This is a genomic window from Clostridium sp. AM42-4, assembly GCF_003480105.1.
GTDB lineage: Bacteria > Bacillota > Clostridia > Lachnospirales > Lachnospiraceae > Brotaphodocola.
In genome coordinates this window covers 141,165-155,074 of the sequence record NZ_QUIK01000001.1, presented here as the reverse complement: position 1 = coordinate 155,074, position 13,910 = coordinate 141,165, and the positions used below count along the sequence as shown (strand labels likewise).

General features: G+C 48.8%; 12 protein-coding genes. 10 read left to right on the top strand and 2 right to left on the bottom strand.

Annotation, left to right across the window (positions count from 1 at the left end):
* Positions 1-11: 11 nt before the first annotated feature.
* The 6 genes from DW922_RS00710 to DW922_RS00685 all read left to right on the top strand — a co-directional run bounded on the left by DW922_RS00710 (position 12) and on the right by DW922_RS00685 (position 6,937).
* Positions 12-1,133 (top strand): hypothetical protein, encoded by a 1,122-nt coding sequence (locus DW922_RS00710; RefSeq protein WP_118718314.1) that lies wholly within the window; start codon positions 12-14, stop codon positions 1,131-1,133.
* A gap of 113 nt (positions 1,134-1,246) precedes the next feature.
* A complete protein-coding gene (locus DW922_RS00705; protein WP_118718313.1) occupies positions 1,247-1,684 on the top strand; it encodes a tripartite tricarboxylate transporter TctB family protein in 438 nt (145 codons plus the stop codon).
* Between the two features lie 18 nt (positions 1,685-1,702).
* The gene (locus DW922_RS00700) at positions 1,703-3,184 is read left to right on the top strand and encodes a tripartite tricarboxylate transporter permease (RefSeq protein WP_118718312.1); all 1,482 of its coding nucleotides are present in this window, start codon (positions 1,703-1,705) and stop codon (positions 3,182-3,184) included.
* A gap of 447 nt (positions 3,185-3,631) precedes the next feature.
* Positions 3,632-4,771 (top strand): hypothetical protein, encoded by a 1,140-nt coding sequence (locus DW922_RS00695; RefSeq protein ID WP_118725481.1) that lies wholly within the window; start codon positions 3,632-3,634, stop codon positions 4,769-4,771.
* 221 nt (positions 4,772-4,992) lie between these two features.
* Entirely contained in the window at positions 4,993-5,430 is a 438-nt protein-coding gene (locus DW922_RS00690; RefSeq protein ID WP_118718311.1) for a tripartite tricarboxylate transporter TctB family protein, read from the top strand.
* 19 nt (positions 5,431-5,449) lie between these two features.
* Positions 5,450-6,937: a tripartite tricarboxylate transporter permease gene (locus DW922_RS00685; protein ID WP_118718310.1), complete on the top strand. Its 1,488-nt coding sequence runs from the start codon at positions 5,450-5,452 to the stop codon at positions 6,935-6,937.
* 130 nt (positions 6,938-7,067) lie between these two features.
* On the opposite strand, the gene DW922_RS00680 is transcribed toward DW922_RS00685, so the two are convergent.
* A complete protein-coding gene (locus tag DW922_RS00680) occupies positions 7,068-7,994 on the bottom strand; it encodes a LysR family transcriptional regulator (protein ID WP_118725480.1) in 927 nt (308 codons plus the stop codon).
* 68 nt (positions 7,995-8,062) lie between these two features.
* Positions 8,063-9,187, bottom strand: a complete 1,125-nt coding sequence (locus DW922_RS00675; protein WP_118725479.1) for a LysR family transcriptional regulator — start codon at positions 9,185-9,187, stop codon at positions 8,063-8,065.
* A gap of 215 nt (positions 9,188-9,402) precedes the next feature.
* Here DW922_RS00675 and DW922_RS00670 point away from each other — a divergent pair, with 215 nt between their 5' ends.
* From DW922_RS00670 to DW922_RS00655, 4 genes are all read left to right on the top strand, one after another.
* Complete coding sequence (locus DW922_RS00670) at positions 9,403-10,686, top strand: SLC13 family permease (protein ID WP_118725478.1); 1,284 nt, start codon at positions 9,403-9,405, stop codon at positions 10,684-10,686.
* 133 nt (positions 10,687-10,819) lie between these two features.
* On the top strand, positions 10,820-11,743 hold the full coding sequence (locus tag DW922_RS00665) for an alpha/beta hydrolase (RefSeq protein WP_118725477.1): 924 nt from the start codon (positions 10,820-10,822) through the stop codon (positions 11,741-11,743).
* 246 nt (positions 11,744-11,989) lie between these two features.
* Positions 11,990-12,622 (top strand): TetR family transcriptional regulator, encoded by a 633-nt coding sequence (locus tag DW922_RS00660; protein ID WP_118718304.1) that lies wholly within the window; start codon positions 11,990-11,992, stop codon positions 12,620-12,622.
* A gap of 113 nt (positions 12,623-12,735) precedes the next feature.
* Positions 12,736-13,899 (top strand): efflux RND transporter periplasmic adaptor subunit, encoded by a 1,164-nt coding sequence (locus tag DW922_RS00655; RefSeq protein ID WP_118725476.1) that lies wholly within the window; start codon positions 12,736-12,738, stop codon positions 13,897-13,899.
* The last annotated feature ends 11 nt before the right edge of the window (positions 13,900-13,910 follow it).

Here is a 13,910-nt window from a genome sequence, read left to right as displayed (position 1 = left end):
GGAGAAAGAAAATGAAAAAGACATTCAAAAAGGTAATCGCAGTTGCGGCATCCGCAGCAATGGTATTTTCTATGGCAGGCTGCGGCGGCAAAACAGAAAGCGCAGCAACCACCGCAGCAGGCGGACAGTCTGAGACTGCAGCAGCAGATGCAGGCGCAAATGTAGGGGGAGGAAACAGCAGCTTAAAGGGCCAGAACGTCCGCGTGGTGATCGGTTCTACCTCTACCTCCGGTGACTCCTACATGATCGCAGATCTGGTAACCCGTTATTTAAGCAAGGAGATGGGATTTAACGGCAAGGTTGATGCGATCGGTAATGCAGCAGCCCTGGATGAGATGCAGAATGCAAAGGGCGATGGTAAGACGGTTATGATGTTCCACGACATGACGTTCTTAAGCGTTCTGTTCGGTTCTGTAGATGAGCAGTATTCCTTGGAGAACATGACGGTTGGTCCGCGCATCGGCCAGAACCCGGGCGCATGTTTCGGTGCAGCAGCTGAAAAAGGCTGGAATAACTTAAGTGATGTAACGAAATATCTGCAGGACAACCCGGATGCTACCGTATCCTTCAACATCGAGTCCGGCGCAACCTCCCATCTGGCATTTGTTGCTTATTATCTGTATATTCAGGATACCTACGGCGATGACGTAGCAAGCCGTATCAAAGCGATCGTTGGCGGTACCACTGCTGAGAAGCTTCAGAGACTGTGGGATCGTAACGCAGACGTGATCTACGGCGATACCTCTTCCTTTGAGCAGTACACCCAGGATGGTGTTGAGGATCAGTTAAAGATGACCATGTTTGGCTCCTGCGGTGAGGTAAAGGGCTTAGCGATCGACTCCATGGCAAAGGATGGCGTTACCTTCAATGGTGAGCCGTTTGAGTTTGCAAAAGACTTCTGCATGTACTTCCCGAAGGATATGGACGCAAATGTACTGGCTGAGTACGAGGCAGCTATGAAGAAAGTAACCGAGGACCCGGAATTTGTGGCAGATATGGAGAAGCTGTATTACAATGCCCTGACCGCAGACGAGGTTGGTGTAGAGGCTTCCAAGGAGTTCATCTACAACAAGCGTGATATGTGTAAAGACCTGATCGAGAAGGCTCCGTCCCTGGATACCCTGACCCAGTAAACCAAAATGACATGCCGTGCCTGCCGGAAAAATGACAGCCACAGGCATTGCTTTTAAAGAAATGCACTGCCGGGAATACTGCCCGGCAGACAAGCAGAAAGGGGAAACTATCTATGATCCATATTGTTTATTCGACACAGCACTGGATCGTGCCGAAGATCGTGATCGGAATCCTGATCGTCTTTCTGGCAGCGATCATCATTACAGAGGGAATGGCACGTGTAAAAGAGGGCAAACCGTTCTTTCAGAAACCTGGAAAATTCTTCATTGATAACTGCGATTATGTAAAGCTGTTTGGCACACTGATCCTGTTTATTGCTTACATAGCATGTCTGGATGTGATCGGCTTTACCGTGACCAGCATTATCTTTGTTTTCTTATTTAACGTATTGTATGCAGGAACCTCGAAAAAATCCCTGCTGGTCAGCATTATCATTGCAGTGATCAGCTCTGTGGTGGTTTCCGTAATGTTTGGCGTAATGTTTAACATTACTCTCCCGAGCGGAGTGTGCACCATGCCGTTCCCGGACTGGGGATTTACATTATATTAAGGAAAGGAGAGCTTGATTATGATTTCATTGGCTCATGTACTTATCGCGCTTCTCGGCGTGGTTGCAGGTATCATATTCGGAGCAATCCCTGGAATGACTGCGACCATGGCAGTAGCAGTATTCCTGCCTATGACCTACGCCTATGATCTGAATATGGCACTGTATCTGTTACTTGGTCTTTATGTCGGCGGTATCTCCGGTGGACTGGTTCCGGCAATCCTGATCAACATTCCGGGTACCCCGTCTTCCATCACCACCACCTTCGATGGTTACCCGATGGCAAAACGCGGCGAAGGTGAGAGAGCATTAAAGATCGGTATTTTATCCAGCTTTTTCGGTGGCATGATCTCTTTAGTCTGCCTGTGGCTGTTCACCCCGCTCTTAAGTGCAGCAGCACTGAAGTTCAGCGCAGTTGAGAAATTCCTCATCATCCTGTTCGCACTGACCGTTATCGCAGCTCTGTCCAAGGGCCAGATGCTCCGCGGTGTATTCGCAGGCTTCCTCGGCGTATTGACCAGCCTGATCGGTATGTTCAGCGTAAACAATGCTTACCGTATGGTTCCGGCAATGTTCAAGTCCAAAATGCAGGACGGCTTCCAGCTGCTCCCGGTTCTGATCGGTCTGTTCGCGATCGCCCAGATCTTCGAAGAGGCAGAGGAGGGTATGCGTTTTAAGATTGACAAAGTGGATGGCGAGATGAACGGAAAATCCACATTCTCCCTCAAAGATTTCAAGGGCCAGGGCATTAACGTATTCCGTTCTTCCCTGATCGGTACCTTCATGGGTGTACTTCCGGGTGTAGGCGGTTCCGCTGCTTCCATTCTTGCTTACGCACAGGCAAAGAACTTTTCTAAGCATCCGGAGCTTCTTGGTACCGGTGTTGCAGAAGGCCTGGTAGCATCCGAGTCTTCCAACAACGGTCTGACCGGTGGTGCGCTGATCCCGTTATTAAGCCTTGGTATCCCTGGTGACTCTACAACCGCAGTCCTGATCAGTGCATTCATGCTGCAGGGCGTACAGGTAGGTCCGCTGTTCATTACCCAGAACCCGCAGACCTGGAATACCATCCTGCTTGCACTGCTTGCATGTAACATTTTAATGTTCATCTGCATGTTCTACCCGATCAAGTGGATCAGTAAGATTATCTACATTCCGCGTCAGAGAATGTACCCGGTTATTATCATGATCTGTATCGTTGGTGCATACGCAACCAAGAACGGCCGTATCTTCGATGTATGGGCATTGCTCATCTTCGGTGTTGTTGGCTATATCTTCGGTAAGATCAAGATTCCGGCATCCTGCTACTTAATCGGTTTCATCCTTGGTAAGGACCTTGAGAACTACTTCATTCAGGCAGTATCCGCAGCAAACGGAAGTCTTGGTGTGTTCTTCTCCAGACCGATCGGCCTGTTCATCTGGGTACTGATTATCATTTCCATTGCATACGCGATCTACGATGACAGAAACACCAAGAAAAAAGCACAGGCAAAGAATGCATAAACAATATAACAATTGATTGAACCTTAATAGGGCCGTGTGAGCTGCCGAAAGACAGCTCACACGGCCTTTGTCATATATTGAAACTATTTCGATTAAAAAAATTAACGGAACTCGTAAAATAATTAAATTTACTTTGAATACAAAAGGGAATATAATTATTAACAGAATCTGTACGGATTCGAGGGTCTATCTGAATATCTTCTGTATGGCACGTTAAAATACCATAAGAAAAATTTAGAGAAACCTAAAAATATAATACTTTACGAAAAAAAGACTATGCGATATGATAAATATATCGTTAAAAGATGATAAACTTTGTTAAGAAAGAATAAAGTCATCGATTAACCGGAATATCCCCTTTCTGGTGGTGCGGTCCGTGAGGCAGGCCACAGAAAGGTGAAGATATTATAAACTTTTCATTTTTACATTTATGAAGGGAGAAGGAAAATGAGAAAAGTATTTAAGAAAGCAACAGCAGTTGTAGCAGCTGCAGCAATGGTTATGTCCATGGCAGGCTGCGGAAGCAAAGCAGCTACCGAGACCACCGCTGCAGCATCTGAGACAGCACAGGGCGGCGAGGCAGCAGCTACCGAGGCAGCTACCGAGGCAGCAAACGTAGGCGGCGGTGAGAGCAGCTTAAAGGGACAGAACGTTCGTGTCGTAATTGGTTCTACCTCTACTTCCGGCGACTCTTACATGATCGCTGATCTGGTAACCCGTTACTTAAGCAAGGAGATGGGCTTCAACGGTAAAGTTGATGCGATCGGTAATGCAGCAGCCCTGGACGAGATGCAGAACGCAAAGGGCGACGGCAAGACTGTTATGATGTTCCACGACATGACTTTCTTAAGCGTTCTGTTCGGTTCTGTTGATGAGCAGTATGCTCTGGAGAACATGACTGTTGGTCCGCGTATCGGCCAGAACCCGGGCGCATGCTTCGGTGCAGCAGCTGAGAAAGGCTGGAACAACTTAAGCGATATCACCAAATATCTGCAGGACAACCCGGATGCTACCGTATCCTTCAACATCGAGTCCGGCGCAACCTCTCATCTGGCATTCGTTGCTTACTACCTGTATGTTCAGGAGACCTACGGCGATGAAGTTGCTGGACGTATCAAAGCAATCGTTGGTGGTACCACCGCTGAGAAACTGCAGAGACTGTGGGATCGTAACGCAGACGTTATCTACGGCGATACTTCTGCATTTGAGCAGTACACCAAAGATGGTGTTGAGAACCAGTTAAAGATGACCATGTTCGGTTCCTGCGGCGAGGTTGAGGGCTTAGAGATCGACTCCATGGCAAAAGATGGCGTTACCTTTGATGGTGAGCCGTTTGAGTTCGCAAAAGATTTCTGCATGTACTTCCCGAAAGATATGGACGCAAGCGTACTGGCTGAGTACGAGGCAGCTATGAAGAAAGTTACCGAGGATCCGGCATTCGTAGCAGACATGCAGAAACTGTATTACAACGCACTGAGCGCAGACGAGGTTGGCGTAGAGGCTTCCAAGGAGTTCATCTACAACAAGCGTGAGATGTGTAAAGCCCTGATCGAGAAGGCTCCGTCTCTGGATACTCTGACTCAGTAATCTGTCTGTATCAGGACAACACAAGAAACTAAAAAAGTGCCCTGCGCAGGCTTACAGGAGTGTGTGCAGGGCATATTTTCTCTATTTCATAGGAAATTGTTTCCTATGAAATAGAGAAATGCTCCGCGAGGATGCGCACTCGGCGCAAGGGTGGATGGCTGCAAAAGCAGCCGCGCATCCAAAGATTTAACATGTAGGTAAACAAAAGGAAAGGGATAACTATGATTCAGATCGTATACTCAACCCAGCATTGGATCGTTCCGCACATTGTTATGGGTATTCTGGTTGTACTTCTGGCAGCAATCATTCTGACCGAAGGTATGGCTCGTGTGAAAAACGGTGAGCCGTTCTTTAAGAAACCGGGAAAATTCTTTATCGACAACTGCGATTATGTGAAGCTGTTTGGTACTCTGGTATTATTCATTGGCTTCATCGCATGTCTGAATGTGATCGGTTTCACTGTAACCAGTATCGTTTTCGTGTTCCTGTTCAACGTTCTTTATGCAGGAGTTGCACCAAAGTCTCTGTTAGTTAGTGCTATCATTGCGCTGGTAAGTTCCATCGTGATCGCTGTTCTGTTCGGTGTTGTATTTAACATCACCCTGCCGAGCGGTATCTGCACCATGGCATTCCCGCAGTTCGGATTCACTTTATATTAAGGAAGGGAGGAAAACATAAATGATTTCAATTGCTCATGTATTGATTGCAGCACTCGGCGTTGTTGCCGGTATCGTGTTTGGTGCGATCCCAGGTATGACAGCAACCATGGCAGTAGCAGTTTTCCTGCCTATGACTTATGCTTATGATCTTGAAATGGCACTGTATCTGTTACTTGGCCTGTATGTCGGCGGTATTTCCGGTGGACTTGTTCCGGCTATCCTGATCAACATCCCAGGTACCCCGTCTTCCATCACCACTACCTTCGATGGTTACCCGATGGCAAAACGCGGCGAGGGTGAGAGAGCACTTAAGATCGGTATTTTCTCCAGCTTCATCGGCGGTCTTATTTCCCTGATCTGCCTGTGGCTGTTCACCCCGCTTTTAAGTGCAGCAGCACTGAAGTTCAGCGCAGTTGAGAAATTCCTGATCATCCTGTTTGCACTGACCGTTATCGCAGCTCTGTCTAAGGGTCAGATGCTTCGTGGTGTATTCGCAGGTTTCCTTGGCGTATTAACCAGCCTGATCGGTATGTTCAGCGTAAACAACGCTTACCGTATGGTTCCGGCTATGTTCAAGTCCAAAATGCAGGACGGCTTCCAGCTGCTCCCGGTTCTGATCGGTCTGTTCGCGATCGCTCAGATCTTCGAAGAGGCAGAGGAAGGCATGCGCTTCAAGATTGACAAAGTAGACGGCGAGATGGACGGCAAGTCCACCTTCTCCTTCAAGGATTTCAAGGGTCAGGGCATCAACCTGCTTCGTTCTTCCTTAATCGGTACCTTCATGGGCGTACTTCCGGGTGTAGGCGGTTCCGCTGCTTCCATTCTGGCATACGCACAGGCAAAGAACTTCTCCAAACATCCGGAACTGCTTGGTACCGGTGTTGCAGAGGGTCTGGTAGCATCCGAGTCTTCCAACAACGGTCTGACCGGTGGTGCATTAATCCCGTTATTAAGCCTTGGTATCCCTGGTGACTCCACAACTGCAGTCCTGATCAGTGCATTCATGCTGCAGGGCGTACAGGTAGGTCCGCTGTTCATTACCCAGAACCCGGAGACCTGGAACACCATCCTGCTTGCATTACTTGCATGTAACATTTTAATGTTCATCTGCATGTTCTACCCGATCAAGTGGATCAGCAAGATCATCTACATTCCGCGTCAGAGAATGTACCCGGTTATCATCATGATCTGTATCGTAGGTGCATACGCAACCAAGAATGGCCGTATCTTCGATGTATGGGCACTGCTCATCTTCGGTGTTGTTGGCTATATCTTCGGTAAGATCAAGATCCCGGCATCCTGCTACTTAATCGGTTTCATCCTTGGTAAGGACCTTGAGAACTACTTCATTCAGGCAGTATCCGCAGCAAACGGAAGCCTTGGTGTATTCTTCTCCAGACCGATCGGTCTGTTCATCTGGGTTCTGATCATCATCTCCATTGCATACGCAATCTACGATGACAGAAACACCAAGAAAAAAGAAGCAGCAAAAAAAGCTAACGCTTAATTACATATGATAAAAAAGCCGCCCGCGTGGAATAAAATCTGCGCGGGCGGCTTTTTATTTCGTATGATGTATGGAGCAGGTGAGAGCGGCATAGCTTCTGAATGTTTAGGAAATTATGACTTCTGATTCTTTAGAAAACTGCTGCTGATTTTGTTCGGACACCGTTGATATGGGACTCTGCATCCTGCAAGAGCAGCAGGATTAAGTCTCTCACGGGACCGGTCAGGATACTGCTTTTCGGGTAAGCAATGACAATCTGGAAAAGGACCGGTGGCTGCAAGGAAAACAGGCGGCAGCCATGAAGCTGCCCGGCGGCGGAGCGGGGCAGAAAGGCGATCCCTTTCTGGTGTGCGACCATGTTTCCGGCTGCGTTGATATCACTGATCTCGCAGAGAATATCGGGAGCGAATGAAAGACCGGACAGAATGTTTCGTTCCAGAGTGCGGAAAAAGCTGTTGTGCTGGTTTAAGATAAAAGACTCTCTGGAAAGCTGGGAGAGGTCGGCTCCATGCTGCTCGAAGAACGGAATAAGCGGATGGGAAACGGAAAGAGCCAGCATCAGCTCTTCTTCCCGGAGTGGGAGAAATTCCAGCATGGTGTGGGCCGCTTCCCCGGTGGCAGCCACAGCCAGATCGGCCATACCGTTTGAGAGATAGTCTTTGGCAATGGAGGCATTTCCGTCAATGGTACTGATCAGCGTATGTGGGTGGAGCTTTCGGAAGGCGGGCAGGATGTCCACGGAAAAATTGGGCAGCAGAATATTGTTGTAGATTAAGGTGATCTGGCGCTTTCCAGACTGGGAGAGCTTGCGGATATCGCTTAAGGCGTGCTCGTGGATGTTCTGGATGGAACGGGCTCCATTTACATAAATCTTCCCGGCGTCGGTCAGGCGCATCTCATTGTGTTCGCGCACAAAGAGCTTTGTCTCCAGGCGATCCTCCAGACGTTTGAGCTGTCGGCTTAAAGTGGGCTGGGAGATGAGGAGCCGGTCGGCAGCCCGGGACATGGAGCGCTCCTCGGCAATGGCAATGATATACTCTAATGTCTGAAATCTCATGGTAGTTTCCTTTCTGTTTCGTGTCAGGTGTCTGATGAAAAGGCAAAAGCAGCTTTTCTGGCTGTTTATCAGAGCAGCTGTCCGCTCTGGAATTCTTTCCAGATGGATCTGCCGGCTTCGTTAAGATCCAGCGTATAATAGGGAACCTCTTTGTCGGCCATGATCATCAGCCAGATGAAATAGCGCTCACTCTCGGACAGCACCTTTCCTTTTCTTAATATAATACACAGATCTAAGGAGTAGCGGGGAGAGAGCGACAGGTAGGCAATCTCCGGATCATCTAACTGGGCCGCAGAGCGGGGAAGAAACGCGATTCCAGAACCGCCGCGGACCATATTGCGCATAACGGTGGTATTGCTGCTCTCGTATACGACCGTGGGGGTGAACCTGGCCTGGGTAAAAATATAACTCGATATATTGCGGATGGTATTGCCTGGGGTCATGAGAATGAAGGGGGAATCGGAAAGTTCTTCGGGCTTAACCTGTGGAAATTCACTGTGGGAATCCAAAACGCTGCTCGTTTGCCTGCTGTGCAGGGCAAGCGGATGGAAGGCAGGAACTGCGACTACGATCTCTTCCCGGAACAGGGTAATGTAGTCGAAGTCTGCGGATTCTGTGTCAAAGCAGGTTCCCAGGGAAAAGGAGAGTACGCCTTCAAGGACCATCTGGCGAAGCTCCCGCATATAGCCATCGCGGAGGCTGACGCGGATGGAGGGATACCGGGAAGAAAACTGGGAAAACACCTTGGAGGCGATCTCGGAACCGCGCAGTGGGGTAACGCCGATGAGAAGCTCTATGGGCGCCGTGGCCGAGAGCTGGCGGATGGACTGGAGTGTCCGTTCTTGTGTGGCAAGAATGCGCTTTGCTGCCTCCAGATAGATCCGGCCGGCAGGGGTCAGGATGAGTTTCTTTTTGTCTCGGAGAAACAGATCCATTCCCAGCTCCTGTTCTAAGCCGGACAGAAAAACACTTAAGGTCGGCTGAGAGATGCCGAGGCGCTTTCCGGCCCCGGAAAGAGTACCCTCTTCCGCGAGGGCAATGAGGTAGGACATATTTTTGATCTGCATGTGCTGGTCCTTTCGTTCTTTGGCAATGAGAGCCTGCGATTTGCCTTTGTGTTGCCTGCAGCCGTCTCCGCTTTGCTTACAGCTTGGAAATTTCAGGACAACCGTGTTTTGGGATGCTTTCAGCATACTGTATCCCACCTGGAAAGTCAACAATGTATAGTTTTTTGTAATAATATATATAGCGAGAAATGGATTGTTTATTAGATAACAGAATGGTACAATCTCTACATAAACAAAAGAGATAAAAGAGCAAAAGGTACTGTGCTGTAAGGCCAATGATCATGAACTGCGCAGAAAGTCTATCCTTTTTTATCTAAAAATGTAATGAGGGAGAAATTGAGATGAATGTACAGATGATTATGGCATTATGTATCCTGGTATTCATGGTTGTAATGCTTTTGACCCATGTGCTTCCATATGGTGTAACAGCAATGATCTGCTGTGTTCTGTTTGTATTTACCGGAGTTTTAGATTTAAAGACGGCCTTTTCCGGCCTTTCCAGCAGCACTACGCTGATGATCGCGCCGATGATCGTAGTTGCGAGCGCACTCGGCAAGACAAGCCTGATCCACCGTTTAAGAGGCGTGATGGGCAAGCTTCAGGGTAAGAGCGGTTTTCTTCTGATCGCAGGTTTATGTGGAATGACCATTATCCTGTCCCAGCTGATGGGCCAGGTTGCCTGCATTTCCGTAATGCTCCTGTTTATCCAGACCTTTGATGATGACAGCGAGTATTCCCCGTCCAGATTGTTATTCCTGGTTGCTACCATCAACTGTCTGGCAACTTCCAAGTTCCCGATCGGTATGGGTGCAACCATGCCGGGAACCATTACTTCCTATTATCAGGGTCTGGTTGGTCCGGAGGATTGTCTTGGGATCACCGATTTCTTCAAAGCAGGAATCCTTCCGCTGATCGTGGGAACTATTTACTGCATTCTGTGCTACCGCCTGATCCCGAATGGGTCCATTGATAAGAGCCAGGTGAAGGATGTAAAGGACACAGCTCCGATCTCTAAGAAGGATGAGTACATGATCTTTGGTGTGTTTGCAGTGATCATGCTTGGCTTCATGTTCACCAACCAGCTTGGCAGCGATATCACCAACGTGATCCCGTCTGCAGGACTTCTGGTCCTGATCGTATTTAAGGTACTGGAGATCCCGGAGGTTATGAAGACCCTGACCTGCGATATGGTATGGATGGTTGCCGGAATGAGCGTTGTTTCTACCGCACTTTCCAAAACCGGTGTCGGCGAGCTGATCGGCCAGACCGTATTAAACATCCTTGGCGGACATCCGAGCGGACTGTTTGTAAGTATCGTATTCTGCGTAGCTTGCGCACTGATGACCAACTTCATGTCTAACATGGGAACCATGGCACTGATGAGCCCGATTGCAGCTTCCACTGCACTGGCAGGCGGCATGAACGTAAAAGCAGTTGTTCTTTGCTGCTGCGTATCTGCATGGCTGGCATTCGTAATGCCGACCGGCTGCTCCGGAACCATGATGGCGTTTGGTATCGGAAACCAGAACCCGTTAAAAACACTGAGGTTTACGCTGCCATTGCTGGTTCTTACGCTGATTGCACTGATCATTGGCATTAATATTTTCTTCCCGATCTACGGTTAAGAAGAAAGAAACCTGCATCCGGATGAGGGTGCAGGTTTCCTGCATGAAATATAATGGAAAGAGAATGCACGATGCTGCATGAAAATGAAGGTGCAGCGAAAAGAATCCTGCATCGAAAAGAGGAGAATGAATCATGAAAAAAGTATTTGATCCGGGTACAAAGAAAAAGACCTTAACACTGGTTGATAATATCGTATATTCTACAGTAAAAGACCTGGAGGGCAACCCGCTGGAATTAAAGCTTTCTGTCCTGCTCCAGAACGGAAACAGTGAGATGCGTGCTGCTGTGGGTGAAGATGATCCGAAAGAGGACCACAGCCCGAAGCCGGCTCTGGTATGGGTACCAGGCGGCGGCTGGAAAGGCACAGATAAGAATATGATGCTTGGCGAGATGACCGAGTTTGCCAACGCGGGTTATGTGGTTGCTTCTATTTATTACCGCAGCAGTGCCCAGGGACATTACCCGGATCAGCTGATCGATGTCAAGACTGCGATCCGTTTCCTTCGCGCCCATGCAGCGGAGTACGAGATCGACCCGGAGCGTATCGGCATTTTTGGCCGGTCTGCAGGCGGACACCTCGCAGCTGCAGCGGCCATGAACCAGGATGGCTTTGACAGCGAAGAGTGGAGCGGTTATTCTTCTAAGGTTCAGGCCTGCAGTGACATGTTTGGACCGGTTGATATCAAGGCTCTGATGGAAAACGAGGAAAAACAGTTTTCAAATCCTTCCGCACGCTGGCATTGCATTGAGGAAACACACGGAGGCTGCCTGATCGGCGGAGACCCGGCTACCATGAAGGAGCGTGGGGCAAAGGCAAGTCCGGTCAATATGGTAAATCCGGGTATGTGCCCAATCCAGATCCTTCACGGCGACAACGACCCGCTTGTGCCGGTAGCGATCAGCAGTGAGGTGCTCTACCAGAAGATCGTGGAAGCAGGCATGGAGGATAAGGCAGAGTTTTATGTGATCCCAGGCGCTGGCCATGGAACCAGAGAGTTCTTCCAGGACAGCACCAAGGAGCTGCAGGTTGCATTCTTCGATAAATACCTGAAATAGGGTAAAAATGAATAGGGAATATTAGAAAATAACGGCAGAAGCCGATGCAGAAGATGCGTCAGTTTCTGTCGTTGTTTTATTTTTGGGAAAAACAATTGCATGGGAACTCCGTAAGAAAACCATAAAGAAATTATAAAATCGCATTCAGATACTTGACAAGATGACAGCTTGTCATTATAATGTGACATATTGTCATGTGAAAAAGTGACAGCTTGTCATAAAAATGACAAAAAGGAGGTGCAAAGCATGCCTACGGAGCGATTTTACCGTCTTCCGGAAGCGAAAAAGCAGATCATCCGGGAAGCAGCCATCAAGGAATTTGCAAGAGTTCCGTTTGATAAGGCTTCTATTAACCAGATCATTCAGAATGCGGATATTTCCCGCGGAAGCTTTTACACATATTTCGAGGACAAGCAGGATGTGGTCCGCTATATTTTTGAGGATCATGCAGCACAGCTCAAGGATTATTGCGAAAGCGAGCTGAACCGTAATGGCGGTGATTTTTTTACCATGTTAGACTGGCTGTTTGAGTTTACGATCCGCCAGCTGACGGAGTCGAAGGAAATGATCGAGGTGGTGAAGCATGTATTTTCCTACCAGGAGAATACCAGTGCATTTGGTATTGAATTTGGCTGCAAACCGCCGATGGGAGGAATAAAACCAGAGGAGTCCCCCGTACAATGGTTGTTAAAGAGAATCCGCCTGGAGGATTTTGCAGTGCAGTCGGAACAGAAACTCGATACCGTTATGCAGCTTGGTATGGTATCCCTTCTTCTGGCTATCCGGGCTTACTATCAGAATCCGGCTGATCTGGAAGCAATCCGGACCCGCTACCGGGATACGATGGAAGTGTTAAAGTATGGCGTGTTAAAAAAGTAAGCTGCTGTTCACGTAAGCGTGCCCGGCAGCAGAAATAACCCATAAAAGTAAAAAAGACGTAACTGTGAAGGTACTGAACAGTTACAAAAAGACGAGGATAAGAGGAGACAGCTATGAAAAAGAAAGTAGTAATTGCAGGAGTGGTAGTTGCGGCGATTGCGGTTGTGGCAGGTCTTAGCCTGACCCGCGGCAAGCAGACCGAAGAAGAAACCCTGATCCCGGTTGTAAATGTGGAAAGTCCAAAGACCGGAAGCATTGAACTGTACCGCAGCCTGGTGGGCAAGGTTGAGCCGTCAGATGTGGTCTATATTTACCCGAAGGCAGCCGGTGAGATTACCGACGTGTTTGTGAAAGCAGGCGACATGGTCCAGGAGGGACAGCCGATCTGCAAGATCGATACCAAGCAAGTGGAGGCAGCAAGACTCCAGATGGAATCTGCACAGCAGGCTTTAGGCGATGCCAATACCAACCTGGCCCGCCAGCAGGCATTGTTTGCGGCAGGCGATATCGCCAGTGTGGCATTTGAGCAGGCGCAGACCCAGGCAAAGAATGCACAGATCGCTTATGATTCCGCAAAGCTGAATTACGATTACCAGGTGGAGTTTGCAAATGTGACTGCACCGATCTCCGGTAAGGTGGAGATCTGCAACGTCGAGGTCCATGACAACGTAGCATCCCAGGTTCTGCTGGCTGTTATTTCCGGCGAGGGCAGCAAGTCCATTACCTTCTCTGTTCCGGAGAAGATCGCTTCTGAGCTGCATGTCGGTGACCCGGTTACGGTCGATAAAAACGGAACCGATTACCAGGGTACCATCAACGAGGTCAGCAGCATGATCGACGATTCCACCGGCCTGTTTAAGATCAAGGCATCTGTGGACAACGGCGATGCGCTTCCGACCGGATCTACCACGAAGCTGTCTGTCATTTCTGATCGCGCAGACAATGTGCTGACCATTCCGGTTGACGCAGTTTACTACTCCGGCGGTGACGCTTACGTTTATACCTATGACAATGGAACAGTGCATTATGTTCCGGTTGAAATTGGCCTTTACGATTCTGAGAAGGCACAGGTTCTTTCTGGTATCAATGCTTCCGATGAGATCATTACCACCTGGAGCTCTGAGCTGTATGAGGGCTCTCAGGTGCAGAAGGCAGACGCAAATGCAGCAGCTTCCACGGATTCTGAGAGCAATGCACAGGGCGCAGCAGCAGACAATGCAGAGACCACCGAAAATGCAGAAAGCACTGAGGCAGCTGCCGAGACAAAAGGTAACTAAGGGTAAAGCAG